The organism is Streptomyces sp. NBC_01092 (assembly GCF_045039535.1).
Lineage (GTDB): Bacteria > Actinomycetota > Actinomycetes > Streptomycetales > Streptomycetaceae > Streptomyces.
On record NZ_CP108659.1, the window covers coordinates 4,718,878 to 4,745,304 of the forward strand.

General features: G+C 73.0%; 14 protein-coding genes. All 14 read right to left on the reverse strand.

The window, feature by feature from the left end; translation table 11 throughout:
- Positions 1 to 6: 6 nt before the first annotated feature.
- Complete coding sequence (locus OG254_RS21175) at positions 7 to 651, reverse strand: LuxR C-terminal-related transcriptional regulator (protein ID WP_405583968.1); 645 nt, start codon at positions 649 to 651, stop codon at positions 7 to 9.
- A complete protein-coding gene (locus tag OG254_RS21180; protein ID WP_405583971.1) occupies positions 615 to 1,934 on the reverse strand; it encodes a sensor histidine kinase in 1,320 nt (439 codons plus the stop codon). Before OG254_RS21180 ends, OG254_RS21175 begins: the two co-directional genes overlap by 37 nt.
- A gap of 142 nt (positions 1,935 to 2,076) precedes the next feature.
- Positions 2,077 to 2,562: a MaoC family dehydratase gene (locus OG254_RS21185; RefSeq protein ID WP_405595111.1), complete on the reverse strand. Its 486-nt coding sequence runs from the start codon at positions 2,560 to 2,562 to the stop codon at positions 2,077 to 2,079.
- Positions 2,563 to 2,640: 78 nt separating this feature from the next.
- A complete protein-coding gene (sbnB, locus tag OG254_RS21190) occupies positions 2,641 to 3,672 on the reverse strand; it encodes a 2,3-diaminopropionate biosynthesis protein SbnB (RefSeq protein WP_405583974.1) in 1,032 nt (343 codons plus the stop codon).
- A gap of 54 nt (positions 3,673 to 3,726) precedes the next feature.
- Complete coding sequence (locus OG254_RS21195; protein WP_405583977.1) at positions 3,727 to 5,454, reverse strand: phytoene desaturase family protein; 1,728 nt, start codon at positions 5,452 to 5,454, stop codon at positions 3,727 to 3,729.
- Positions 5,454 to 6,182 (reverse strand): 3-oxoacyl-ACP reductase FabG, encoded by a 729-nt coding sequence (gene fabG / locus OG254_RS21200; protein ID WP_405583979.1) that lies wholly within the window; start codon positions 6,180 to 6,182, stop codon positions 5,454 to 5,456. Before fabG ends, OG254_RS21195 begins: the two co-directional genes overlap by 1 nt.
- On the reverse strand, positions 6,179 to 7,306 hold the full coding sequence (locus tag OG254_RS21205) for a beta-ketoacyl synthase N-terminal-like domain-containing protein (protein ID WP_405583982.1): 1,128 nt from the start codon (positions 7,304 to 7,306) through the stop codon (positions 6,179 to 6,181). The genes fabG and OG254_RS21205 overlap by 4 nt, the downstream gene beginning before the upstream one ends.
- 9 nt (positions 7,307 to 7,315) lie before the next feature.
- Complete coding sequence (locus OG254_RS21210) at positions 7,316 to 8,545, reverse strand: beta-ketoacyl-[acyl-carrier-protein] synthase family protein (protein ID WP_405583985.1); 1,230 nt, start codon at positions 8,543 to 8,545, stop codon at positions 7,316 to 7,318.
- An 11-nt stretch (positions 8,546 to 8,556) separates the two neighbouring features.
- The gene (locus tag OG254_RS21215; RefSeq protein WP_147995324.1) at positions 8,557 to 8,808 is read right to left on the reverse strand and encodes an acyl carrier protein; all 252 of its coding nucleotides are present in this window, start codon (positions 8,806 to 8,808) and stop codon (positions 8,557 to 8,559) included.
- A gap of 137 nt (positions 8,809 to 8,945) precedes the next feature.
- Positions 8,946 to 9,785 (reverse strand): ABC transporter permease, encoded by an 840-nt coding sequence (locus tag OG254_RS21220; protein WP_405583988.1) that lies wholly within the window; start codon positions 9,783 to 9,785, stop codon positions 8,946 to 8,948.
- Positions 9,785 to 10,750 (reverse strand): ATP-binding cassette domain-containing protein, encoded by a 966-nt coding sequence (locus OG254_RS21225; RefSeq protein ID WP_405583990.1) that lies wholly within the window; start codon positions 10,748 to 10,750, stop codon positions 9,785 to 9,787. Before OG254_RS21225 ends, OG254_RS21220 begins: the two co-directional genes overlap by 1 nt.
- 1 nt (position 10,751) lies before the next feature.
- Positions 10,752 to 10,958, reverse strand: coding sequence for an MbtH family protein (locus OG254_RS21230; protein ID WP_147995321.1), 207 nt, complete (start codon positions 10,956 to 10,958; stop codon positions 10,752 to 10,754).
- 50 nt (positions 10,959 to 11,008) lie between these two features.
- Complete coding sequence (locus OG254_RS21235) at positions 11,009 to 18,367, reverse strand: amino acid adenylation domain-containing protein (RefSeq protein WP_405583992.1); 7,359 nt, start codon at positions 18,365 to 18,367, stop codon at positions 11,009 to 11,011.
- Positions 18,364 to 26,358, reverse strand: coding sequence for an amino acid adenylation domain-containing protein (locus OG254_RS21240; RefSeq protein ID WP_405583994.1), 7,995 nt, complete (start codon positions 26,356 to 26,358; stop codon positions 18,364 to 18,366). The genes OG254_RS21235 and OG254_RS21240 overlap by 4 nt, the downstream gene beginning before the upstream one ends.
- Between the last annotated feature and the right edge of the window lie 69 nt (positions 26,359 to 26,427).

Consider the following 26,427-nt stretch of genomic DNA (forward strand, 5'->3'; position numbering starts at 1 on the left):
GGCGCCTCACTGGTCCAGATACGCCAGTACCGCCAGCACCCGCCGGTTGTCGCCGTCCCCCGGCAGCAGGCCCAGCTTGGTGAAGATGTTGCTGATGTGCTTGGCAACGGCCTTCTCCGAGATGAACAGGCCTTGTGCGATACCGGCGTTGGAGCGCCCCTGCGCCACCCACTCCAGGACCTCGCGCTCGCGTTCGGAGAGGCTGCCCACGGCCTCGTCGCGCTCCTTGCGGACCAGGAGCTTGGAGATGACCTCGGGGTCCATCGCGGTGCCGCCCTCGGCCACCCGGCGGATGGAGTCCAGGAACTGGCCGCCGTTGGTGACACGGTCCTTCAGCATGTAGCCGACCCCGCGGCCGCCGCTTCTCAGCAACTCCCGTGCGTAGAGCGGCTCGACGTACTGGGACAGGAGCAGCACCGGCAGGTCCGGCATCCGCTCGCGGGCCGCCAGCACCGCGCGCAGCCCCTCGTCGGTGAACGTCGGCGGCAGCCGGACGTCGACGACCGCGACGTCCGGCTGCTCCCTGATGAGCGCGTCCAGCAGTTCCGTGCCGTTGTCCACTGCGGCGACGACCTCGTGGCCGTGGGCGCCGAGCAGGCGGATGAGTCCGTCCCTCAGGAGGAAGTGGTCTTCGGCGAGGGCAATACGCACGGAAGCTCCATCGTCACCATGGTCGGACCGTTCACGGGGCTGCTCACGGCCAGCACCCCGTCGAAGGTGGCGAGCCGGCGTTCGATGCCCCGCAGACCGCTGCCGCGCGAGGCGTCCGCGCCGCCGTGGCCGTCATCGGTGACGGTGAGGCGGAGCATCCCGCGATCGTAACGGATGTCGATCCAGGCCCGGTCGGCGCCGGAGTGCTTGGCGACGTTGGTCAGGATCTCCGAGATCGCGAAGTAGGCCGCCGACTCGACCGGCATCTCCGGGCGGCCGGGAAGGTCGACCTGGACCTCGGTGCGGACCGGGCAGACCATGGCCAACGCCCTTACCGCGTCGGCGAGTCCGCGGTCGGCGAGGACCGGCGGGTGGATGCCGCGGACCAGGTTGCGCAGTTCCTCAAGCGCCTTGGAGGAGGACTCGCGCGCCTCGATGAGGAGGGCGCGCACGGCCTCCGGGTTGGTCTCCAGGAGGTGTTCGGCGGCGTCCAGGGTCATACCCATCGCGACCAGGCGGGCCTGGGCGCCGTCGTGCAGGTCGCGTTCGATACGGCGGATCTCCGCCATCTGCGTGTCGACGGCGTCCGAGCGGGTGGTGGCCAGGTGCTGGATGCGGCTGGCCATCATCTCGCTCTCGCTCGGCGCGAGCATCGAGCGGGTGTACAGGGCGTGCCGGCGCACGGCACGCGGCGCCGACCACAGGGCCAGCGGCAGCTGCAGGACACCGAGGACACCGGCGAGGACGGCGGTGGCCTGGCCCTCGATCGGGATGAACTGGTACCACAGGCCGTCCCATTCGACGGACAGCGGAACCCCGAAGAAGGCGAGGAAGATGCCCCACACGCCGCTGAGGACCAGGGCGAGCGGGAAGAACCCGAAGAACGCGCCGGCCAGCGGGTCGACGAGCACCCAGACCCACTCCCGCCGGGTCTGCGGGTCGCTCATGATCCACCGGTAGCGGGCCGTGGCCCCGGAGGCGCCCGCGGGCACCGGCGGCAGCGGGCCGGGCGGGCCGGGGATCTCCACCCCCGACCAGCGCAGCGCCAGTTGGCGCTGCTGGGCGGCGAGGTTGCGCACGCCCTCCATGGCGCGCGGCACCACACCGAGGCCGGGACCCACCAGCCAGATCGCGCCGGAGACCGCCAGGGACCGGCCGAAGGCCGCCATGGACATCCAGCACAGGGTCATCGCCCGCCGCAGTCCCACTATCCCGGCCGCGACCGAGAATCCCCTGATCCCGTCCGGCGGGCCATTCACCCCGAGCTGCATCGTGCGGTCCATACGACTCGCTCCTCTCTGCTACCTGTGCGGTACGTGGGCCGAAGCGCCCGTGCCCTCATTGTTGCGACGGTCGGGGTGCTGACGCGGTGGGAAAAACTCCCCTCTTGGGCGGCCGAAAAGGGGTGGTTCTACTACCCGGTGACTAGCCCTCGGCCGGTGCGGGGCCGATGAACAGCGACAGGGTGTCCGCCACGCAGGCCGACTGCGGCTGTCCGTCGATCTCCACCTCCACCGTCATACGTACGGCGGCGAGGTGGCCGGCGGGGGTCTCGCGCACGCCGGTGAGCTTGGCGCCGCCGCGGACGCGGGCGCCGACCGGTACGGGGCGCGGGAAACGCACCTTGTCCAGGCCGAAGTTGACGCCCATCTCGATCCTGTCGATGTCGAAGATCGCGCGCATCATCTCCGGCAGCAGCGCCAGGGTCATGTAGCCGTGCAGGATGGTCCCGCCGAACGGGCCGCTCGCCGCCCGCTCCGGGTCCACGTGGATCCACTGGAGGTCGCCGGTGGCCTCGGCGAACTGGTCCACCCTGTGCTGGGTGGTCTCCAGCCAATCGCTGTAGCCCAGGTGTTCACCGGTGGCGGCGGAGAAATCGGCCAGACTGGCGAAAGATCTCATGGCTCCGATTCTGTTCGGGGGTGGGAGAACAGGACAAGGCGCGCCTCGGCCACGGGTCCGTGGCGTCAGCGCGCCGTCAGCGAGGTGTCAGCCGTACCGCTTCATTTCGTGGAAGAAGCCGGGCACGGTGTGCAGTTCGCCGTCCTGCGCGACGCGGTCGTACACGTACTTGGCCACCGCCATGTCCAGGACGCCCAGGCCGAACGGCGAGAAGATCACCGGCCGGTCGGCCGGCGGGGTGACGGCCCCGGTGAGCACGTCGTACAGCGTGCCGGCGACGAAGTCCCGGTGGCCGACGCGCTGTTCGGCCAGGTGCGGTGAGGTGCCCGCCTTCATGCAGTGCTCGATGTCGTCGACGGCGTTCCACGAGTCGAGGACGATCTCGGGGGACAGGTCGCGCAGCGAGACGTGCAGCACCAGCGGGTTGTGCGTGAACCACTGGGGGTCCGTGACATGCGGTTCGCCCGCGACGGTGGCGAAGACGACCAGGTCGCAGCTGCGGATCAGGTCCTCGGCCTTGTCGTGGACGGTGATCTCCACGTCGTCGCCCGCGGCGCGCCGCAGATAGCCGGTGAAGCCCTCGGCGTGCTCGGCGGACAGGTCGTGCACGCCGATCGCCTCGAAGTCGAAGCCGCTCGCCGCGAGGTAGGTGTGCAGATAGCGGGCGATCAGGCCGACGCCGATGAAGCCGACCCGGGTGGGCCGGGTGCCGCGCGCCGCGCTGAGCCGGTCGGCCGCGAGGGCCGCCGAGGCCGCGGTGCGGGCGGCGCTGATGATGGAGCTCTCCAGGCAGGCGAAGGGGTAGCCGGTCTCGGCGTCGTTGAGGATCAGCACCGCCGAGGCGCGCGGGATGCCCGCGGCCACGTTCTCCGGGAAGCTGGAGATCCACTTGATGCCGTGCACGCCCACCTCGCCCTTGACCGAGGCGGGCAGCGCGATGATCCGGGACGAGGGGCGGTCCGGGAAGCGCAGGAAGTACGAGTCCGGGTTGACCGTCTGTCCCTCGCCGTGCAGCCGGTAGGCGGCCTCGACCGCCGCGACGACCTCGCTCTCGTGCCCGTCGAGCACCTCGTGCACCTGGGCGCCGGAGACCACGGCGAAGGGCGGGACCTGATTCATGGGAATGCTGCTCCTGAGAAGAGTGGGAAGGTCGTACGGAGGAGGGGGCCGGGGTCAGCCGATGCGCGCGAGCCCCTTCGCGCCCTGCCGTGCCCGCCCGCGGGACACCAGCAACGGGTCCCAGTCCGCGGTCCGTTCGGGCAGTCGCGCCGGATCGCCGAGGACGGTTCCGGCGTACACCTCGGCCAGCAGCGGGCGGCCCAGGACCTGGGACGCCACGGCCATGCCGCCGGTGGCGACGCCGCCGACCCCGCTGCCGTAGCGGACGTTCTGGCCGACGACGTAGAGGCCCTCGACGTCGGTGCGCACATCCGGGCGCCGGCCGTCGGAGCCCCAGCGGGCCATGCCGTACGGGGTGCCGCCGCTGGCGCGGATGTAGCGCTCGTTCGTGAGCGGGGTCGCCGTCTCGACGTGGGTGATGCGGTCCCGGATCGGGCCGAGGACCTTCTCGGCGGCGTCCAGGATCAGTTCGGTGACCTCGCGTTTGCGTGCCAGGTAGGCGGGATTGCGGCGGTAGGGCTCGCCGTCCACGGGGCCGCCGCGCACACCCCAGAAGTCGTAGCCGGGCGGGCAGCCCGTCATCAGCTGGAAGTTGCTGTGGCCGGGCGGGCACACGGCCGCGGATCCGGAGTCCTTCAAGGAGGCGAAGGAGAAGGCGAGTTGGGGCACGCGGTCGAAGACTCCGTCGCGTTCGTAGCGGTCGAGCACGGACGCGTGGGCGCGTTCCATGTCGTCGCTGTCGTGCCACCAGATGTTGGCGTTGGGCAGGTCGTCCAGCTCGGTGTCGAGGGCGACGTACACGGCGACGACCGCGCTGCGCATGGTCGCCTCGCGGGTGCGGGCGACCAGGTCGGCGGGGAAGGTCTCCTCGCCGCCGCACAGGTCGAGGACGGTGCGCCGGTAGTCGGCGTTGGAGACGACCAAGGGTGCGAACACCCGCTGTCCGTCGGCGAGTTCGACGCCGGTGGCGTGCCCGTCGTCGGTCAGGATGCGGCGTACCTCGCAGCGGGTGCGCAGCTCGCCGCCGTGGGACTCCAGGGCCTCGACGAACGCGGCGACGAGGGTCTGTCCGCCGCCCTCGGGGTAGTACGCGCCGCGCAGGTAGTGGTCCATGATGTTGACGTGCTCGGCGAAGCCGATCCCGTCGGGCATGGCGCCGTAGTTCCCGGCCTGGGCCGCGATCAGCGTGCGGCCCTTCGGGGAGAGTTCGCAGTGGTCGAGTGCCTGGCCGAGGGTGCGGCGGGTCCAGCGCATCGTCTGCGGGGAGCGGCGGAACAACTCGACCATCGACTCGCCCATCAGCCCGGCCCGGCTGGCGCCGGCCACGGCGGTGGCGAGGTCGATGAACCGGTCGATCCGGTCGGCCTCGGCGGGCAGGGCCCGCTTCAGGCGGGCGCGGTACTGCTCCCAGCCGGCGGGGACGTCCACGGTGGCCGTGGGCGTGATGATCCGGTCGAAGCCGCCCTCGTTGTCCATGGGCCGAAACCGCACCCGGTCGCGTACGCCGAGCCCGGACAGGACCGCGGGGAGCAGTCCGTCCTCGCCGCAGTCGCCGAGGTAGTGGGTGCCGACGTCGAACTCGTACTTGCGGCGCCGGCGGAACACATGCGCGTTGCCGCCCGCCACGTCGTGCTGTTCGAGGACCAGTACCCGGCGGCCGTCGGCGGCCAGATACCCGGCGCCGACGAGTCCGCCGATGCCGCTGCCGACGACGATCGCGTCGTAGTGCCGGCCGTCGAGGTCGTGTCCGCCCCGCTGCTGTGGTCGCGCTGCGCCGCTCATCAGAAGGTGCCGCCGCCGTGGATCTCGAAGACCGAGCCGGTGATGTACGCGGCCCGCTCGGAGACCAGGAAGGAGACCAGGTCGGCCACCTCCTCCGGCCGGCCGAGGCGGCCCAGCGCCACGTTCTTCAGCTGCTTCTGCAGCGCCGCCTCGGGCATGTCGCCGACCATGTCGGTCTCGATGAGGCCCGGCGCGACCACGTTGGCACGGATGCCGCGCGGCCCGCACTCCTTGGCGAGGGACTTGGTGAAGCCGATGATCCCGGCCTTGGAGGCGGCGTAGTTGGCCTGGCCCATGTTGCCGTAGATCCCGGCGACCGAGGACAGGTTGACGATGGCGCCGGTCTTTCGCTTGCTCATGGAGAACGCGGCGGCCCGGCACACGTGGTAGACGCCGTCGAGGTTGGTGCGCAGCACCTGGTTCCAGTCGTCCTCCGGCATCAGCACCAGCGGCCGGTCCCGGGTGATGCCGGCCGAGGTGACGGCCGCGTCGACGGGGCCGAGCTCGCGTTCGGTGCGGGCGTACCAGTCGCGTACGTCGTCCGCGTCGGCGACGTCGCAGCGGGTGGCCGTGACGCGGGTGCCGGACTCGGCCGCCTCCTTGGCGAGTTGTTCGGCGGCGTCGGTGTTGGAGCGGTAGCAGAAGGCGACGTCGTAGCCGTCCCGGGCCAGGCGCAGCACCGTCGCCCGCCCGATGCCCCGGGACCCGCCGCTGACCAGCGCGATCATCGCTGCTCCCCCATCAGTCGCAGAACCGCCACGGCCACGGCGCCGTCCCGGTCGACGGCGGAGACGAGAGCCGTACGGCCCCGGGAGTCCGGGTCGGCCTCGGCGACCGCGAGCACCGCGGCGATCTGGAAGGACGCGGAGGCGGCACTGGTGTCGCCGAGCAGCTCCATGGACGGCACGCGGGAGAGCGCGTCGGCGGGGACGAGGCCGGCGAGGGCCTCGTACTCGGCGCGTCCGGCGGCGGTGGGCGCGGCGCACGGCACGGCCGCCCACACGTCGGCGGCGTCGACACCGGCCCGCTGAAGGGCGCGGCGGGCGCAGGCGGTGACGGCCGCGCCGGGGTCGTCGTCGATGTCGACGCGGGTCTCGACGCTCAGCACGGCGGCCAGCGCAGGATGCTCGGCGGCCTCCGCGGACTCGATCAGGAACAGCCCGCAGCCCTCCCCCAGCAGCGGCGCGGGATCGCCGGACGCGGCGGCGGTGTGCTCGAACCAGGCGTGCGCGGCGGAGAACTCCTCGGCGGAGCCCACCAGGTACTTCGTCGCCCGGCCCTGACTCATCAGGCGGCGCGCGTAGTTGAGGGCGAGCAGTCCGCTGACCCGGCCGCCGGCGACCGTGGTGTTGGGGCCCTTCAGGTCATGCCGGATGGCGGTGGCGCCGGCCGCGTGGTTGAGGCTGCCGAAGGGAATGCGGCCCGCGTCGACGTAGAAGGGGCGGGCGTTGGTGTACGACTGGCGCAGGAAGTCGGTGACGTTCTCCAGGCTGCCCATGGTGATGCCGAGGACGACACCGGTCAGGTCGTCGGTCTGCACGGCCCGGTTGCCGTCGGCGTCCAGGAGCAGCCCGTCGGAGGCGACCAGGGCCAGCGCGGTGAGCCGGTCCATCTTGGCGGTGCCGCGCGGGCCGAGCAGCTCCTGGATGTCGAAGCCGGGCACCGTGCACACGTCGGACGACGGCAGCGGCCCGAGGCCCGCGTCCGCCTTCACGGCCGTCTTGGCTCCGGCGCGCACCCCGGCGGCGAACTCCTCACGGCCGATGCCGTACGGCGAGACCGCCGACCAGCCGGTGATGACGGGTGTGCCGGGCGGCAGCGTGGCCTCCGGTCTGGCTGTTGCGGTGCTCATGGTCGTCACTCACTCCCCGTACGTGCCGAGTATCAGAACGGCGTTGTTGCCGGCGAAGGCGCTGGAGTTGTTCTGCACGATCCGCACGTCCGCCTCGACGGCGTGGTTGGGCACGACGTCGAGCGGGCAGTCCGGGTCGGTCTCGCGGTGGTTGATGGTGGGCGGGATGAACCCGTGCTCGATGGCGAGGCCGCAGGCGATGGCGCCGAGCGCGCTGGCCGCGCCCATCGAGTGGCCGAGCATCGACTTCACGGCGACGGTGCGCGGCGCCGCGTCGCCGTACACGTCGACGATGGCGGCCGACTCGGTCTTGTCGTTGGCCTTGGTGCCGGTGCCGTGCGCGGAGATGAAGTCGATCTCCTCCCGCTTGACGCCGGCGTCGTCCAGGGCGAGCCGGATGCCGCGGGCGATGCCGTCGCGGTTGGGCGCGGTGGGGTGCGCGGCGTCGCAGGAGAGGCCGTAGCCGAGGACCTCGGCGTAGATCCGGGCACCGCGCGCGAGGGCGGACTCCAGGCTCTCCAGGACGAGGATGCCGGCGCCCTCGCCGGTGAGGATGCCCTGGCGGTCCTTGTCGAAGGGCCGCACCACGTCCGGGGTGAGCGCCCCGAACCGCTTGAACAGGGCGAACGCCTTGCGGCACACGGCATCCGCGCCGCCGCACAGCGCGATGTCGACCTCGCCGGAGCGGATCGAGTCCAGGCCGTAGCCGATGGAGTAGTTGCCGGCCGCGCAGGCCGTGGTGACGGTGGTGGCCTCCACGTTCGGCATGCGCAGCTCGCGGGCGATGACGGTGGACAGGCGGCCCGCGTTGATACGGCGGGACAGGACCGGGTCCATCGCCTCCGGGTCCCCGGCGGCCAGCTCCTGCTCCAGCAGCACGGCGATGTCGTGGGACTCCCCGTCGGTGGTGCCGACGGTGATGACGGCCTGCCGCTCACCGAGGTCGTCCTCGCTGAGCCCGGCGTCGTCGACGGCCATCCGCGCGGCGGCGACCGCGTACTGGCCGGCGCGGCCCATGTCGTCCAGGGGGACGTTGCGGATCCAGCGCTCGGGCTCGAAGTCGGGGACCTCGCAGGCGGTGTTCTGGCCGAAGCCCTCGGTGTCGAACCGGGTGATGGGCCGCGCCCCGGAGCGGCCGGCCCGCAGCCCCGCCGTGTACTCCTCGACGCCCGTGCCGATGCTGGAGATCACCCCGAAGCCGGTCAGGACGACCCGGCGGCGTGCGGTTGCGGTGGACATGTGGGTTCTCCTCACCAACCGGCGGCCACGGAGGTCACCTGGTAGGTGGCCTCCACGTTGATCATCTTGGGCAGTTCGTTCATGTCGATGACGATGGAGTACTCCATCTCCAGCGCGCTGAGGACGTCGATCAACTTCAGCGAGTCGGCGCCGAGTTCGTCGATGAACAGGGCCGTGTCGGAAAGGCCGTCGAGGTCGACGTCGATGTTCTCGGCGATGATTTCCCGGATACGGGTGAGGCGCTCGGGCGCGACCGTGGTCATTGCTTTGTCCCTCCGTTGAGAAAAAGGCGTGAGTGTGCCGGTGATCCGTCTTTCGCACGAAAGTAGTCAGCGCCGGTGACTGCGCGCTGACGTCCAACTGATGGACCGCTGACAGGCGTTGGCGGCCGGCTTCCGGCTCAGCGGCCGACGGCCCGCCGAAAGCCCCGCACGCTGCCCAGAACCGCCACGACCAGCAGCGCGGACAGGGTGATGGCGGTGACGAGGCCGGGGTGCTGGGCGGGGAATCCGCTGCCCGCGGCGCCGGCCGGGTCATTGCCCCACAGGCGCCGGCAGGTGGTGATGACGGACGTCACCGGATTCCATTCGGCGACCGGGCGCAGCCAGCCGGGCAGGCCGCTCACCGAGACGTAGGCGTTGGAAAGGAAACTGAACACGACGAGGACCAGCGCGCCGGTGCCGTCGATGGCCTCGATGTTCTTCTGGGTGGTGCCGAGCAGAATTCCGACCCAGAGCATCACGTAGACGAACGCGAGCAGGACGCCGAATCCGGCGGCGGTGCGCAGCACGCCCTCGTGCGGGCGCCAGCCGACGGCGAGGCCGACCAGCGACACCGCGGTGAGGCTGAACGCGCCGACGAACAGGTCGGACAGGGTGCGCCCGACGAGCACCGACACCGGGGAGATCGGCAGCGAACGGAACCGGTCCACCAGGCCGTGCCGCAGGTCGAGGGCGACGCCGATGGCGGTCGGGCCGACGCTGGTCAGGCCGACCTGGATGGCGATGCCGGCCATGATGAAGTCCTCGTAGGCGACATTCCCCGGCACCTGCATGGAGTTGCGGAAGAGGTAGCCGACGGCGATCAGCATCACCAGCGGGTTCATGGTGACGAGGATCAGCCGGCCGGGCGAGCGCCGCAGATGTGTGAGGTGCCGGCCGGCGAGGGCGAGGGTGTCACCGAGGTGCCCGGCGAACGCGCCGCGCGGTTGCAGGGGACGCGTGGTCGTGGCCGTGGCCATCACTGGGTGTCCTCTTTCCGGCCCGTGCCCGTGAGGTCGAAGAAGACGTCGTCGAGCGTGGGCCTGCGCAGTTCGAAGTCGGCTGTGGGGACGCCCTTCTCGCGTAGTGCGAGGGCGGCGCGGGCCACGTCGTCGAGGCCGTCCGGCCCCAGCTGGACCGTGACGCGGCGGGCGGTCTCGTCGACCGTCGGGGGACGGCCGCCGAGCGTGGCCAGGGCGGCCACCGCGTCGCCGAGGCTTTCCGGGCGGGCCACGGTGACCTCCAGCCGCTCGCTGCCGACCTGCCGCTTGAGGGACTGCGGGGTGCCCTCGGCGATGACGCGGCCCGCGTCGATCACGGCGATACGGTCGGCGAGTTCGTCGGCCTCCTCCAGGTACTGGGTGGTGAGCAGGATGGTCACCCCGTCGGCGACCAGGTCGCGCACCACGTCCCACAGCACGACCCGGCTCGTCGGATCGAGCCCCGTGGTCGGCTCGTCGAGGAACAGCACCTCCGGCTCCCCGATGACACAGGTGGCCAGGTCGAGCCGGCGGCGCATGCCGCCGGAGTAGGTGCCGACGGGACGGTCGGCGGCCTCGGACAGCTCGAAGCGCTCCAGCAGTTCGGTGGCGCGCCGGGCGGCCCCGCGCCGCCCGAACCGCAGCAGCCGGGCGAGCAGCACGATGTTCTCGCGGCCCGTCAGCAGCTCGTCGACGGCCGCGTACTGCCCGGCCAGGCCGATACGCCGGCGCACCTCACGGCTGTCGCGCACCACGTCGTGCCCGGCGACCGTGGCCCGCCCGGTGGACGGCTGCACGAGGGTGGCCAGGATCCGGACGGTGGTCGTCTTGCCCGCGCCGTTGGGCCCGAGCACCCCGAGGACGGTGCCGGCCGGCACCGACAGGTCGATGCCGTGCAGCGCCGTGTGCGAGCGGTACGTCTTGCCGAGCCCCTCGGCGAGGATGGCGATGTCGGACGAGGACACCTCAGCCCGCCAGCCGCTGGAGGCTGAGCGGACGCATGTCGGTCCAGTTGCTCTCCACGTACGCGACGGCGGTGGCCCGGTCGCTCGCGTCGAGCGCCACCCGCCAGCCCTCGGGCACGGCGGCGAAGGACGGCCACAGGGAGTGCTGCCCTTCGTCGTTGACGAGGACGAGGAAGGTGCCGTCTTCGTTGTCGAAGGGGTTGGCCATGACGGTTCTCCAGATCTGTGCGGATGGGTCGGACATTCGGGTACGTCGGTTCAGCGGGCGGCCGTCAGTGCCGCGAGGTCGCGCTCGACGCGACGGCCGATGACCGCCGCCGGGCCGGGGCCGAGCATCTGCTGATGGCCGCAGTCGACGTCGTGCACGTCGAGGGCCCCGGCGAGATGCGGCTCCCAGCTCTTGGTCCTCAGGGCGCGCTCCTCCCGGCCGAGGCCGCCTCCGGTCGCCAGGAACAGCGTCATGGGGCAGCCGTCGAACCGGCCGGGCGTGAACCGCTGGAACAGGGCGAGGTTGTTGCGCATGACGCCGATCAGCCGCTCCAGCGTGGGCTCGCCGAGACCGGCGAGCGGGCCGCCGGTGCGCGCGAGGTGCGCGGCGACCGCAGAGGGCGTCAGCCGGTCGAGACCGGCCGTGTCGACGCCCGCCTCGGTGAGGAAGTCGGCGAGGAACTCCTCGTCGGTCGGCGCCGCGCCCGTCGCGTCGTCGGGGAAGGCGTCCAGGTTGGCCAGATAGGCCACCTTCTCGCCGGCCGCGCGCAGCCGCCGCGCCATCTCGTGCGCGACGACTCCGCCGTAGGACCAGCCGAGCAGGTGGTACGGCCCGCTGGGCTGCACGGCCCGGATCCGGGCCACGTACTCCTCGGCGACCTCGGCGAGATCGCGGGGCAGCGGCTCGTCGGCGGCGAGGCCGCGGGCTTGGAGGGCGTACACGGGCTGGTCAGGATCGAGGTGCTCGGCAAGCGCGGCGAACGGGATGCCGAAGCCGAGCCCGCCGTGGACGCAGAACAGTGGCGGTCGATTGCCGGTGGGTCGTATCGGCAGCATGGGACCTAGGGCGCCGGTAGCGCCCTGAAGGGGCGCGGGGAACTGCGCGACCAGCCCCCACGGCGCCGCACCCGAACCTCCACCCATCTCGGCACTACCGGCGAGAGCCGACAGCGTCCGGTGCTCGAACACCGCCGCAAGACTGATCCGCAGCCCGGCCCGCGCGGCGGCGTTCACCAGCAGGATCGCCTTGAGACTGTCCCCACCGAGCGCGAAGAACCCGTCGTCCGGACCGACCGGCCCGCAGCCGAGCACCTCGCCGACGGCAGCGCACAGCACCCGTTCCGCATCGGTTCGCGGCGGCCGTACGACACGGTCGGCGGGAGCGGCCTCGGCGGCCGGCATGGCCCGGGCGTCGAGCTTGCCGTTCGGGGTGAGGGGCAGGTCGGGCAGCGCGACAAAGGCACCGGGAACCATGTAGCCGGGCAGGGTGCCCGCCAAGTGGGCGCGCAGCTCGGCTGGTTCGGGCGCCGGACGGCCCGGCGCGGGGACGACGTAGGCGACCAGGTGCCGCTGCCCGCCGGGTCCGGCGGGGGCGAGGACGGCGGCCCGCGCGACATCCGGGTGGGCCGTCAAGTGCCGTTCGATCTCCCCGGGTTCGATACGGAAGCCGCGGATCTTCACCTGCTGGTCGGCCCGGCCGACGTAGTCGATACGGCTCCGGGCGTCCCAGCGCACCAGGTCGCCCGTGCGGTACATGCGCTCGCCGGGCTCGCCGAACGGGCAGGCCACGAACCGCTCCGCGCTCGCTCCCGGCCGGCCCAGATACCCGAGGGCGAGACCCGGCCCGGCCAGATACAGCTCGCCGACCACGCCGCGCGGCACCGGGCGCAGCGCCTCGTCCAGGACGTAGGCCGAGGTGTCGCCGATGGGCAGCCCGATGGGGACGGTCGCCGGGGCGTCCTCGGCGTGGGCCAGGTCCTGGAGGGTGGCGAAGGTGGTGGTCTCGGTCGGGCCGTACACGTTGAACACGCGGGTGTCCGGCAGGGCGGCCCGCAGCCGTTCGAGGTGGTCGCGGGAGTGTGCCTCGCCGCCGGTGAGCAGCACCCGCAGCGGGGCGAGCGCGCCGGGCCGGGTGTCGGCGACCGCGTTGACGAACTGGGTGGTGAGGAAGGCGACGCTCACCCCCGCCCGGCCGCAGAACTCCCCCAGCGCCTCGGGGTCGGCGGGCCCCGGCGGGCAGATCGCGAGCCGGGCGCCCCGGGTCAGCGGACCCCAGATCTCGAAGGTGGACGCGTCGAAGGCGACCGGCGCGAAGTAGAGGAACGTGTCGTCCGGGGTGAACTCCAGCTCGGGCAGACCCTGGACGAGCCGTACGGCGGCGCGGTGCGTGACGGCGACGCCCTTGGGCCTGCCGGTGGAGCCGGAGGTGTAGATGACGTAGAGCAGGTCGTCCGGGGTCGGTGGGGTGACCGTGGGTGGGGTCACGGGGAGGTGGACCAGGCTGCCCCGGATGCGGGGTTCGTCGAGGACGACGAGTTCGGCCCGGGACGGGTCCAGGGCTTGCGCCAGCGACTCCTGCGTCAGCAGCAGCCGGGCCCCGCTGTCGGCGAGCATGCCCCGCATCCGCTCCGCCGGATAGGCGGGGTCCAGCGGCAGGTATGCCGCGCCGGTCCTGGCGATGGCCAGCAGGGCCGTCACCGTGGCCGGTCCGCGTTCCAGGCACAGCGCCACCAGGTCGCCGCGGCCGATGCCGCGTCCGGCGAGGAGGTGCGCGAGCCGGTTGGCGGCCGCGTCGAGGTCGCCGTACGTCGTGCTGACCAGCCCTCCGTCGACCTCGGCGTGGACCAGGGCCACCGCGTCCGGGGTGGCGGCGACCCGGCGGGCCACCAGCTCGGTGAGGGTGGTCCGGTCGGTGCCGGTGCGGCGGGTGCCGCGCTCCAGCAGGTCGGCGCGCTCGGCGGGGTCGATGAGGTCCAGCCGGGACAGGGGCAGGGCGGGCTCGGCGAGCGCGGCGGCCAGCAGACGGAGGTAGGCGTCGGCGATACGGCGGGCCGTGGCGGGCTCGAAGAGGTCGGTGCGGTACTCCAGGGCGAGCGAGAGCCCGTCGGCGCCCTCCTCGGTGAGCTGGAAGAACAGGTCCCACTTGGCGGTGGCGCCGGGCACCTCCTGCGGCCGCAGCGCCAGGCCGCCGCTCGTGGCGCCCTGCGGCAGGTCGGCCCCCTGCTGATGGCCGAGCATCACCTGGAACAGGGGGTGCCGGGACATCGACCGCTCGGGGTTGATCACCTCGACGAGTTTCTCGAAGGGCACGTCCTGGTTGCGGTAGGCGGCGAGGTCGAACTCCCGTACCCGCTCGACCAGTTGGCGGAAGGCCGGGTCGCCGTCGGTGTCGGTGCGCAGCACGAGCGTGTTGACGAACATGCCGACCAGGTCGTCGAGCCGCTCGTCGGCGCGGCCCGCCACGGGGGTGCCGAGCGGGATGTCGGATCCGGCGCCGAGGCGAGTGAGCAGGGCGGCGAGGGCGGCCTGCAGCACCATGAACGTGCTGACGCCCGACCCGGTGGCGAACGTCCGCAGGTCGCGTACGACGTCCCGCGGGGCGTCGGCCCTGACGAGGCCGCCGTGGTGGCCGGAGTGGGTGCCACGGGGCAGGTCGAAGGGAAGCTGGAGCTCCTCGGGCAGGCCGCCCAGGGCCTTCGTCCAGTGCGCGAGCTGGCGGGCGAGTTCGCTGTCGGGGTCGTGCTCGTCGCCGAGCAGGTCCCGCTGCCAGAGGGTGTAGTCGGCGTACTGGACTTCCAAGGGCGGCAGTTGGGGTGCATGGCCGATGCGGCGTGCCTCGTACGCGGTGGTCAGGTCGCGGGTGAGAGGGGCGAGGGACCAGCGGTCGGCGGTGATGTGGTGCAGGACCAGGAGCAGGACGTGGTCGTCGGGGGTGAGGGTGAAGAGGCGTGCCCGGACGGGGATCTCGTGCTCCAGGTCGAAGCCGCGGCCTGCCTCGGTGGCCAGGGCGTCGGGCAGTGCGGCCTCGTCGACGGGGGTCACGGGCAGGGGGACGGGGGCATCGGCCGGCGGCAGCACGCGTTGTTCGGCCGGGCCGACGGCACCAGGGGAAGTGCCGCACTGTGTCGTCGGGTGGCTGCTGCGCCGTCGTGGCTGGTCGCGCAGTTCCCCGCGCCCCTTTGGGGCGCTGCCGTGCGGGTCGGTCTCGAGTCGCGCCGGGAACACCGTCCGCAGTGCCTCATGGCGGGTCACCACGTCTCCCAGCGCCGCCTCCAGAGCCGTCACGTCCAGTGGGCCGGAGAGGCGTACCGCGAGGGGGATGTTGTAGAGGCCGTCGGGGGCGCCGAGGTGTTCGATGAACCACAGGCGTTGCTGGGCGTACGACAGGGGCAGCGTGTCGGGGCGCGGGCGGGCTGTGAGTGGTGCCCTGCCGGGGGCGGCGGTCGGGACGCGGGTGGCGAGCGCGGCGACGGACGGGGCCTCGAAGAGGTCGCGTACACCCAGCTCGGCGCCGAGTTCGGCGCGGACGCGGTTGATGATGCGGGTCGCGAGCAGGGAGTGTCCGCCGAGCGCGAAGAAGTCGTCGTCGACGCCGACGCGTTCCAGCCCGAGCACCTCGGCGAAGATCGCGCTCAGCGCCTCTTCCTCGCGGGTGCGCGGGGCGCGGTCCGACGTGGCGTACTCGGGCGCCGGCAGGGCGCGGCGGTCGAGCTTGCCGTTGGCGGTCAGGGGGAGCACCGGGAGACGTACGACGGCCGACGGGACCATGTAGTCGGGCAGCTGACGGCTCGCGAACTCTCTCAGCTCGGAGCCGAGTTCGGCGTCGTCGGACACCACGTACGCCACCAGCCGCTGGTCCCCCGGCCGGTCCTCCCGCGCCACGACCGCCGCCTCGGCGACGCCCGGATGGCGGCCGAGGACCGTGGCGATCTCGCCGAGCTCGATGCGGAAGCCGCGCAGCTGGACCTGCTGGTCGGCGCGGCCCAGGTATTCGAGGGTGCCGTCGGCTCGCCACCGTCCGAGGTCGCCGGTGCGGTACATGCGCGCGCCTGCCGGGCCGTACGGGTCGGCCACGAAGCGGTCGGCCGTGAGGGCCGGGCGCCCGAGGTAGCCGCGGGCGAGGCCCGGACCGGCGACATACAGCTCGCCGGGCACGCCGGCCGGGACGGGGCGCAGGGCCGAATCGAGGACGTACACCCGCAGGTCGGGGATGCCGCGCCCGATCACGCTGCCCCCGCCGGCGGCGGCCGTGGTGGCGTCCAGCTCCTGGTAGGAGACGTGCACCGTGGTCTCGGTGATGCCGTACATGTTGACCAGGCGCGGGGCGTCGTCGGCGTGCCGTGCGTACCAGTCGCCGAGGCGGCCGATGTCGAGCGCCTCGCCGCCGAACACCACGTGGCGCAGGGCGAGTTCGCTCCACGCCTCGGCGTCGGCCCGCATGAGCTGGTAGAAGGCGGACGGGGTCTGGTTGAGGACGGTGACCCGTTCGCGGGCGAGCAGCTCGCGGAAGGCGTCGGGCGAGCGGGAGACGTCGTACGGCACGACGACCAGACGCCCGCCGTACAGCAGGGCGCCCCACAGCTCCCAGACGGTGAAGTCGAAGGCGATGGAGTGGAACAGCGTCCACACGTCGTCGGGCCCGAACCCGAACCAGGCCTCGGTGCGGTCGAGCAGGCGCACGACGTTCTGGTGCGGGATCACCACGCCCTTGGGGCGGCCGGTGGAGCCGGAGGTGTAGATGACGTACGCCGCGTGCTCGGGGGACACGGCGGCGCGGGGGTCGGTGGCCGAGCGGGCGGCGAGTTCGGCTCGGGTCCCGTCGGCGTCGAGGTCGAGGCGCGCCAGGTCGGGGGCGGCGGGCAGGTCGACGTCGCTGCTGGTCAGCAGGAGCACGGGGCGGGCGTCGCGCAGGGTGTGGGCGACGCGGTCGGCGGGGTGGGCCGGTTCCAGGGGCAGATAGGCGGCGCCCGCCTTGAGCACGGCGAGGACGGCGACGATCAGGTCGGCGCCGCGCGGCAGTGCGACCGCCACGAACGCCTCGGGCCCGGCGCCCCGGGCCGCGAGGAGGTGCGCGAGCCGGTTGGCGCGCTCGTCGAGCTGCCGGTAGGTGAGGCTGTCGGCGCCCGCGGTCACCGCCACGGCGTCCGGGGTACGCGCGGCCTGGGCGGCGAACAGCTCCGGGATCGTCGTACGGCGGGAGGGAGCCGGTACGGCTTCCTGGGCCCTGCTGGCCGGTAGGGCTTCCGGGGCGGCGCTCCACTCCGTGAGGATCCGCCGCTCCTCCTGCGGGTCGAGCCCGCCGAGGTGGGCGAGGAGGACGTCCGGGTCGGCGGCGACCTCGCGCAGGACCTGCACGAGCCGGCCGAGGACGCCGTCGGCGCCCGGCACGGTTTTCCGGTACGCCAGTTGCAGCTCGAGCCGCTCCCCCGGCAGGACCGTGAGGTGGAGCGGGTAGTGCGTCGCGGAGTGCACGTGGGCCGCGCTCACCGCGCCGCCGGTCTCCCGGCGCAGACCCTCCTCGTCCAGCGGGTAGCTCTGGAAGGCGAGGACGGTGTCGAAGAGTTCGCCCTGGATGCCGCTCGCGGACTGGACCTCGGCGAGCGGCAGGTGCTCGTGCGGCATCATCGCCAGCTGCTGCCGGGCCAGTTCCTCGATGAGGTCGCCGGCCCGCCGCCCGGGGCGCACGTCGGCGCGCACCGGCAGGGTGTTGGCGAACAGCCCGATCATCGACTCGACGCCCGGCACCTCGGCGGGCCGCCCGGAGGTGACGGCGCCGAGGACGACGTCCTCGCGGCCGGTGAGCCGGCCCAGCAGCACCGCCCAGCAGCCCTGCACCACGGAGTTGAGCGTCAGTCCCCGCCCGCGCGCCCAGGCCGTGAGGGCGGCCGTCTCCCGCGCGGGCAGGAAGTCCCTTGCAGATTCCGGGAGTTCGTCTTCCGCGCCGGCCGCCTCGGGCGCGACCCGCACGGGCCCGTCGAGGCCGTCCAGCAGTCCCGCCCAGGCCGCGCGGTCCGCGGCACGGTCACGGGTGCTGAGCCAGGTCAGGAAGGAGCGGTAGGCGGCGGGCTCGGGCAGCCCGGCCGCGCCCCGCTCGTCCGCGAGGAGGGTCAGCTCGCGCACGGCCAGCGGCAGCGACCAGCCGTCGACCAGGATGTGGTGCACGGACCACACCAGCCGACAGCGGCGCTCGCCCAGCCGCAGCAGCGCGAACCGCATCAGTGGCGGACGGGCCGGGTCGATCCGCCGCAGCCGGTCCTCCCGGGCGATCCGGAGGGCTTCCGCCTCCCGCTGCGCCTCGGGCAGCGCGGTGAGATCGTGCACCGTCCACCGCGGCTGCACCTCGTCCTCGTGCGGGACGACCTGGACGGGCTCGCCGTTCTTCCGGTTGCGGAAGCAGGCCCGCAGGTTGGGGTGGCGGCGCAGCAGCGCGGCGGAGGCGGAGCGCAGCCGGTGCTCCAGTTCCACCACGTCGCCGTCGATGTCCGCGACGAACTGGAGGGTGTAGTGGTCCGGGGCGGTGCGGTCGTACGAGGACAGGAAGAGCAGGCCCTGCTGGAGCGGGGAGAGCGGGAGTACTTCGCTGATCCTCGATCTGGCCCTGCTCTTCGACCCGGTGGTGGGCTCGGTCACGACAGATCCTCACTCAACTCGAATTCCAGATCGGCGAGTTCCTCGTCGGTCAGCTCGATCAGGTCGCCCTCGGGCTCCGGAGCGGGCTCCGCCCCGACCGCGCCCGCGGCCCGGGCGAGCGCGGCGGCGCTGCGGTGCGTGAACACGTCCCGCGTGGTCAGCGCGAGGCCGGCGGTGCGGGCGCGACTGACGACCTGGATGGAGCGGATGCTGTCGCCGCCGAGCGCGAAGAAGTCCTCGTCGATGCCGACGGCCGGCATGCCGAGCACCTCGGCGAGGATCCCGCAGAGGATCTCCTCGCGCTCGTCACGCGGGGCGCGCGCCTGCTGCGTCTCGTCCGTCCGCTCCGGCAGGGGCAGGGCCTTGCGGTCGAGCTTGCCGTTCGGGGTGAGCGGCATGGCGTCCAGGACCAGCCAGGTCGCCGGGATCATGTAGGCGGGCAGCAACTGGGCCAGCTCGTCGCGCACCTGCCCGGCGTCCACGCCCGGCCCGGTCAGATAGCCGACCAGACGCGGATTGCCGGAGGCGTCCGGTACGACGGCCACAGCGGCGTCGGTGACCTGGTCGAGCCCGCGGACAGCGGCCTCGATCTCACCGAGCTCGACGCGCCGGCCCCGGATCTTGACCTGGTGGTCCCGCCGCTCGATGAACTCCAGCTGCCCGTCGGGCCGTTGGATGACCCGGTCACCGGTCCGGTACATCCGCGTACCGGGCCCCGCGAACGGATCCGCCATGAAGGTGCCTGCCGTACGCGCGGGATCGTCCAGATAGCCGCGTCCGACACCGGCGCCACCGACGTAGAGCTCACCGGGGACGCCCACCGGGACCGGCTGGAGTTCGTCACTGAGGACGTAGAGCCGCGTGTTGCGGACCGCGCCGCCGATGGGTACTCGGCCACCGAGATCGTCCCCGGCCCTGATCACCGCGTGCGTCACGTCGTCCGAGCACTCGGTGGGGCCGTAGGCGTTCATCAGCGGCACCTGCGGGTAGCGCGCATGCCACCGCTCACACAGATCGGCGGGCAGCGCCTCGCCGGTCACCATCAGCCAGCGCAGGTCCGGCAGTTCAGGGGCCCGGCCCTCGACATCCCACGCGTCCAGGGCGGCCCGCAGCAGCGACGGCACGACCTCCAGAACGGCCATCCGCTCCTCGCGCACCATGGCAAAGAGCCCAGCAGGATCCGCTGCCATCTCCGTGCCCGACACCCGCACCCGACCGCCCACCAGCAGCGGAGCCAGCATCTGCCACACCGACACGTCGAAGGTCAACGGCGCGTTCTGCACCACCACCTCACCGGCGGCAAGGTCCAGATCCCCCACCTTCGCCCACAGGTGATTGACCATCCCCGACCGCTGCACCATCGCCCCCTTCGGACGCCCCGTCGACCCCGACGTGAACATCACATACGCCAGGTCGAGGCCACCGCCGACGGTGGGCGGCACGGCGCGGTCGGTGAGGGCGTCCTCCAGGACGACGACGGTGACGTCACCGGCGATCTCGCGGGCCTGGGCCTCGTACGCGGTCCCCACCAGCAGGTACCCGGCGCCGCTGTCCCGCAGCAGGCCGGCGTTGCGGGCGGCGGGGGCGGCCGGGTCCAGCGGCAGGTAGGCGCCACCGGCACCCAGGACGCCCAGCACGCCGGTCACGAACGGCACGCCGGGGTCGGCGAGCATCGCGATCACGGAGCCGGTCGTCATCCCGGCCGCGGTGAGGCGTACGGACAGGCCGCCGGCCGTCTCGACCAGTTCCCGGTAGGTGCGGGAGGTCGTGCCGTCCGTCACCGCCGGCTCGTCGGGGATGCGGTCGGCCACCGCGCGCACCCGCTCCACGACGCCCAGGCTCTCCTCGGGGATCGAGGGGTCCCAGGTGCCGAGCAGTCCGCCGAGTTCGCCGGGGGTGCCGGATCCGGCGAGGGTCGCCGGGGCCGTCACGTCGATCCGGGCGAGCGGGAGGGCCGGGGTGTCGGCGACGGTGTGCAGCAGGTGGCGGAACATCAGGGCGACGCGTTCGACGTCGGCACGGGTGAACTGGTCCGGTGCGTAGTCGAGCCGCAGGGTCAGGGCGTCGCCGGGGAAGACCGCCAGGCTCAGCGGGTGGTGGCGGGCGTCCCTGGCCTCGGTGCGCAGCACGCGTGTGCCGTCGGCGCCCTGGTCGGGGCCGGCCGCGTCCAGCGGGAAGTTCTCGAAGAGGACCACCGTGTCGAAGACCTCGCCCGCGAGACCGGCCGCCTTGTGGATCTCGGCGAGGCCCAGGTGCTCGTGCGGCATGAGCGCGGTCTGCCGGTCCTGGACGGTGTGCAGGAGCTCGGTGAGCGTGGCGTCGGGATGCAGGCGGACGCGGACCGGCACGGTGGTGAGGAACATGCCGATCATCGACTCGACGTCGGGCACCTCGGCCGGGCGGCCGGAGGTGACGGCGCCGAAGACGACGTCCTGGCGTCCGGTGAGCCGGCCGAGGAGCAGCGCCCAGCAGCCCTGGACGACGGTGTTGAGGGTGAGACCCCGGGCGCGGGCCCAGCCGGACAGGGCGGCGGTCAGCTCGCGCGGCACCTCGGCGCGCACGGCCTCGGGCAGCACCGGGGCCCGGTCGGGGTCGGCCGGGACGAGCAGGGTCGGCTCGTCGACGCCGTCCAGTGCCGTACGCCAGGCCGCCCGGGCCGCCTCGCGGTCCTGGCCGGCGAGCCAGCCGAGGTAGGCGCGGTAGGGGGCCGGGTCGGGCAGCAGCGTGGCGTCCGCGTCCGTGCGGCACAGGGCGAACAGCTCGCGCACCAGCAGCGGCATCGACCAGCCGTCGACGAGGATGTGATGGCTGGTCCAGACGAAGCGGTGCCGTCCCTCGCCATGGGTGACCAGCGCGAACCGCAGCAGCGGCGGGGCGGTCAGGTCGAAGCGGCGGGTGCGCTCGGCCTCGGTGATCCGGTCGAGCTCGGCGGTGCGCTGCGGCTCCGGCAGATCGCGCAGGTCGGTCTCCTGCCACGGCAGTTCGGCGTGGTCGGGGACGAGCTGCACGGGGTCGCCGGTGGCGCGGGCGCGGAAGGCGGCGCGCAGGTTCGGGTGCCGGTCGAGGAGCGCCTGGCCGGCCGCGCGCAGGACGGCCGGGTCGATGTCGCCCTCCAGTTCGGCGACGATCTGGAGGGTGTAGACGTCCGTCGCGTCCTGGTCGTAGTCGGCGTGGAAGAGCAGGCCCTGCTGGAGCGGGGTGAGCGGCAGGACGTCGGTCAGGGTCGTGCCGGCGCCCGCGAGTTCGGCCTCGTACGCCTCGATCTCGTCCTGCGTGAGGTCCACCAGCGGCAGGTCGGACGGCGTGCGGCCGCCCGCGCCGGGCGTCGCGGTGTGCCGGACCAGCAGCTCCAGGGCCCGGAACCAGGTCTCGGCGATGTCCTGGGCGTCGTCCTCGGCGACCGCCTGTCCGGCCCACGCCCAGTTGGCGATCAGGTGCGGGCCGTCGTGGCGGTCCTCGGTGGCCGGGGTGACGTCGAGGAGATGCGGCAGCGGCATGGCGGGGTGGGCGCCGGTACCGACGACGCCGTCGCCGCCCGCGGGTTCCCACAGCCGGTCCTCGCGGGCGTCGAAGCGGCCCATGTAGTTGAAGCCGAGCTGCGGGCGCCGGTATGGGGCGAGGACGCGGGCGGCGTGCGGGTTGAGGTAGCGCAGCAGGCCGTGGCCGACGCCTCGGTCGGGCAGGGCGCGCAGCTGTTCCTTGACCCGCTTCAGGGCGGCGGCCAGGGCGGGGCCGCCCGCCCACACCTCGTCCCAGTCCAGGGCGCCGGGGTCGAGGCGCAGCGGGAAGGCGCTGGTGAACCAGCCGACGGTGCGGGACAGGTCCAGGCCGTCGGCGAGCTGCTCGCGGCCGTGGCCCTCCAGCTCGATCAGGGTCTGCGCGAAGTGGGTGTGCCCGTGCCTTCGGCGCCAGTCGGCGACGGCCAGGGCGAGCCCGGTCAGCAGGACGTCGTTGACCTCCGCGTGGAAGGCCGCGGGGACGTCGGTGAGCAGCGGTGCGGTGACCTCGGGGCCGAGTTCGAGGCGCAGCGTGCGCCGGGTGCCGTACACGTCCTTGGCGAGGTCGAGGCGCCGGGTGCCGACCAGCGGGTCGGGGCCGTCCAGGATCCGCTGCCACAGGGCGAGTTCGGCGCCACGCACCTCGGTGCGGGCCTGCTCCGCGAGCAGCCGGGACCATGCGCGGTACGACGTTCCGACGGGGTCGGGTGCGGGGGTACGGCCCTCGGCGAGCGCCGCGCAGGCGGCGGCCAGGTCGGGCAGCAGGATCCGCCAGGACACGCCGTCCACGACGAGGTGGTGGCCGCACAGGACGAGGAGGGCGGTGTCCGTGCCGGGCTGGGCGAGTTCGGGTGCGTTGTCGGCTGCGGGCCGGTGGGGGCTGGTCGCGCAGTTCCCCGCGCCCCTGAAGGTCGGCTCAGCGGCCGCCAACCCAGGAGCGGGGATCAGCACCGCCTGGAGCATGACCGCCGCACCCGGGTCCAGCCGCGCACGCGCCGCCGCCGCCTGCCGCTCGGCGAACGCGAGCAGTTCCTTGCCCCGCGCCCCGCCCGCGTCCGCGCTCGCCACCAGCCGTACTCCGGCGAGCGCACCGCGCTCCAGCACCTCCGTCTGCCACAGCCCGGGTGCCGGTTCGGTGGCCCGGGTGCGCAGGGCGTCGTGATGGTCGACCAGCGTGTGCAGGGCGGCGTCCAGCAGATCGGCGTCGAGTCCGGCGGGGACGTGCACGACGACGTGCTGGCTGTACTTGACGACGGGACCGGTGAGGCTACGGGTGTCCTCGTGCAACTGCCCCATGATCGGCGTCAGTTCGTACGGCCCCACACCCTCGTCGCTCTCCGGCTCACCGGCCGGGTCCACGTCGAGGGCGGCCGCGGCCCGGGCCAGCGCGGCGACGGTCTTGTGGTCGAAGACGTCCCGCGTGGTCAGCGCAAGGCCGGCCTTGCGGGCGCGGCTGACGACCTGGATGGAACGGATGCTGTCGCCGCCGAGCGCGAAGAAGTCCTCGTCGACGCCGACGTCCCGGGTACCGAGCACGTCGGCGTAGATCCCGCACAGCACCCGCTCCCGCTCGGTACGCGGCCCGCGCACCGCCTCCTGCCCGGACAGGGCGGGCTGCGGCAGGGCCTTGCGGTCGAGCTTGCCGTTCGGGGTGAGCGGCATGGCGTCCAGGACCAGCCAGGAGGACGGGATCATGTACGCGGGCAGCAACTGGGCCAGCTCGTCGCGCACCTGCCCGGCGTCCACGCCCGGCCCGGTCAGATAGCCGACCAGACGTGGGTTGCCGGAAGCGTCGGGCAGTACGGCGACGGCGGCGTCGACCACGCTCTCCAGGGAGCGGATGACGGCCTCGATCTCGCCGGTCTCGACCCGGCGGCCCCGGATCTTGACCTGGTGGTCACGCCGCTCGATGAACTCCAGCTGTCCGTCGGGCCGTTGGATGACCCGGTCGCCGGTCCGGTACATGCGGGAACCCGAGGGCCCGAAGGGGTCGGCCATGAACGTGCCCGCGGTGCGGGACGGGTCGTGCAGATAGCCGCGTCCGACACCGGCGCCACCGACGTAGAGCTCACCGGGCACGCCCACCGGGACCGGCTGAAGCTCATCACTCAGCACATACAGCCGCGTGTTGCGGACCGCGCCGCCGATCGGTACCCGGCCACCGAGATCGTCCCCGGCCCGGATCACCGCGTGCGTCACGTCGTCCGAGCACTCGGTCGGACCGTAGGCGTTCATCAGCGGCACCTGGGGATAGCGGGCATGCCACCGCTCACACAGATCGGCGGGCAGCGCCTCGCCGGTCACCATCAGCCAGCGCAGGTACGGCAGTTCAGGCGCCCGGCCCTCGACATCCCAGGCATCCAGCGCGGCCCGCAGCAGCGACGGCACGACCTCCAGAACGGCCACCCGCTCCTCGCGCACCATCCCGAACAGCCCAGCAGGATCCGCCGCCATCTCCGTACCCGACACCCGCACCCGACCGCCCACCAGCAACGGAGCCAGCATCTGCCACACCGACACGTCGAAAGTCAGCGGCGCGTTCTGCACCACCGCCTCACCCGCGACCAAGTCCAGGTCCCCCACCTTCGCCCACAGGTGGTTCACCATCCCCGACCGCTGCACCATCGCCCCCTTCGGACGCCCCGTCGACCCCGACGTGAACATCACATACGCCAGGTCCAACCCGTCCCCGATGGCGGGGAGTTCGGTCGCGCAGGTGGCGTCGGTGGGTTCGGTGAGCGGAAGGGCGGTGACGTTCGGGGCCGGGGTCCCGTAGGCGGCGCCGGTCAACAGGTGGCGGGCGCCGCTGTCCTGGAGGAGGCCGGCGTTGCGGGCGGCGGGGGCGGCCGGGTCCAGCGGCAGATACGCGCCGCCCGCGCCCAGCACCCCCAGCACACCGGCGACGAACGGCACCCCGGGGTCGGCGAGCATGGCGACCACCGCGCCGGGCTCCATGCCCGAGGCGTGCAGGCGGGCGGCCACACCGGCGGCGCGGGTCAGCAGCTCGCGGTAGGTGAGGGTCTCCGTGCCGTCGGACACTGCGACGGCGTCGGGCGAGGTCGCCGCGACGGCGCGTACGCACTCCACGAGCCCCTCGTACGTCGCTCGTTCGGCGTCGCGGTCCCAGGTACCGAGCAGGCCGCGGGGCTCGCCGGGGGCGCCCAGGCCGATCCGGCCGACGGGGTGGTCGGCGGGCAGGGCGGCGAGGGAGGTGAGGAAGGCCTCGAAGCGGGCCAGGTGGGTGGCGAGTTCGGCCGAGGTGTACAGCTCCGGGTTGCCGTCGAGGTGGATCTCCATCGTGCCGTCGGCGGTGTTGAGGACGGTGATGATGAGGTCGTTGACGATGCCCGTGGACAGGTTGACGACCGTGCCGTCGCAGGCGTCGGCGAAGGCGAGCGCCGGGTCCTGGTTGAGGACGTTGATGAACGGTCCGAAGGGGCGCCGGTCGTCGGTGCGCAGGCCGATGTCGCGGCGGATGCGGTCACCGCGGTAGCGCTGGTGCTTCAGGGCGCCCGACACCTCGATCCAGGCCCGGCGCAGCAGCTGGGTGCGGGTGGTGTCGGGGCGTACCGGCACCGCCAGCGGCAGGTAGTTGGCGAGCATGCCGGGGATCTCGCGGCTGGCGGCGCCGACCCGGCCGGTCACCGGCAGGGTGAGCAGCGGGCGGTCGACACCGGTGGCGCGCTGGGTGTAGGCGGCGGCCGCGGCGACCAGGACGACGGGCATGGTGACCTTGCCGTCCCGGGCGAGGGCGCGCAGGGCGTCGGTGGCCTCGACGGAGAGGCGGGCGGTGTGGCGCAGGGCGCTGCGGCCGGGGGCGGGCTGCCGGGCCGACAGCGAGACGAGTTCGGGTGCGGGGCCGTGGGCGCCGGCGGTCAGGCGTGCGGTCCAGTGTGCGCGGTCGCGCTCCACATGCCCCGAGTCGAGGTAGTCGCGCTCGGCGTCCAGCAGGCGGTGGAAGGGCGGCATGGCGTCGGCGTCGAGGGCGCGCTCGTCCTCGCCGGCCGCGAGGCGGGTGTAGAGGGCGGCGAGCTTCGGGTAGAGCAGGGCGCGGCTGAAACCGTCGGCCAGGATGTGGTGCATGCACAGGTAGAGCAGGTGGTGTTCGGGGCCGAGCCGGATCAGGGCGCCGCGGAAGAGCGGGAAGTCGGTGACCTTCAGGGGCTCGGCGTGGTCGGCGCGCATCCATGCCTCGGCGGCGGCGAGCGGCTGCGGCTCGTCGTCGAAGTCGAGCCGCTTCAGCGGGAGTTGCGCGAGCGGCCGGATGATCTGGCCGGGGGTGCCGTCCTCGTCCACGAACTGCACGCGCAGCCCCTCGGCCTCATGGCCCAGGCGGCCCAGTGCGCGGCCGAGCAGGTCCGGGTCGAGCGGTCCGCGCAGGTCGATGTAGTCGGCCATGTTGTAGCCGAGCGGACCGGTGGCGAACTGTTCGTCGAACCAGATCTCGGCCTGCGCCGCGGTGAGCGGGAGGACGGCGCCTCGGTTTGTCGTCATCGCTTTGCTCTCCGTCATTCTCAGCGCCTCAACCAAATCGTCCGCTAGTCCGCTAGTCCGTCAGTGCCG